Source organism: Candidatus Thiosymbion oneisti, assembly GCF_900092655.1.
Taxonomy (GTDB): domain Bacteria; phylum Pseudomonadota; class Gammaproteobacteria; order Chromatiales; family Chromatiaceae; genus Thiosymbion; species Thiosymbion oneisti.
The window spans coordinates 1-1,008 of the sequence record NZ_FLUY01000306.1; the positions used below are offsets into that span (position 1 = coordinate 1).

Genomic DNA, 1,008 nt, shown 5'->3' on the forward strand with positions numbered 1-1,008 from the left:
GATGAGCATTCATTTTGGACTGGCGTGATTTTACCCTCGCTTAGCTCACCACGCAGGCAATTTTGCAAGGTGCCCATCACAAACGGCTCAACAATCTGACCATACAAGACGGCTCATTGCTGGCAACGGGTAACCCCATGCAAGAGATCTCTTTCCGGCATGGGATCAAGGCATTATTGGGAACCACCTGGACCCACCCATCCGGCATTTCTCTATTAGGCGAGTTTTGGTTCGATGATTCTGCCTATTCGAAAGACGAATGGGATGACTTGCGGGAACTCACGCGCACTCAACGTGGCTTGTTGGGAACGGGAATCGACGGTGCGGTATATAGCAATATAGGGGAAAGCTCTCGGTTCTTCTCCCAGTCGAACCTTCTACAACAAAATCTGTTGTTACGACTCTCATACGACAGTGGAAATGCGACAGATGGCGCCCTGGATCTGCTTTACACGCCGGAGGATAGTGGCTGGGTTGCAACCGCCTCACTATCCCGTGAACACAACAATCAACATCTGGAATTAGGGTTGCGGGCCTTCGGTGGGCATCCTGATTCCGCTTACCGTGCGGTGCCGATGAGTTCAACGGTCTATGTGACCTGGCAATTTTCCTTTGGCCTTTGATCATATTTCAACGTATCGGAAAAACGGTCACGTTGAGGCTCACCCTTCTGACAATGAAAGAGGTACAGTAGGAAGGGAGAGTGAAGCATCAAGACCGAAATAATTGTTAGGATGATGAATCCGATGAAAAACGTGGTTCTATGATCCCGATTTGAACCCCCGACTGCTGGTTTTTCAATCAAGCCAGCTGATTTTGTGCAGCAAAATCATTTGGAGCAAGATCATCCATGAAATTCCCCTACGGTATCAGCGACTTTGATTGTCTCCAAAAACTTCAGTCCGCCGTAGGCGGATCGAGGTACAAACCCCCATCTTCCAGATGGATTATCTTCAGTCGGCGGTTGAGTCCGCCGAGGGCCACTTTAGTGGCCCAACCTACCAGCTT

The 1,008-nt window shown here is 49.7% G+C and carries 1 protein-coding gene; it reads left to right on the forward strand.

Translation table 11 applies throughout. The annotated features are described in order from the left end of the window. Positions 1-137: 137 nt before the first annotated feature. Positions 138-623: a hypothetical protein gene (locus BQ17_RS02690; protein ID WP_089724179.1), complete on the forward strand. Its 486-nt coding sequence runs from the start codon at positions 138-140 to the stop codon at positions 621-623. Positions 624-1,008: the final 385 nt, after the last annotated feature.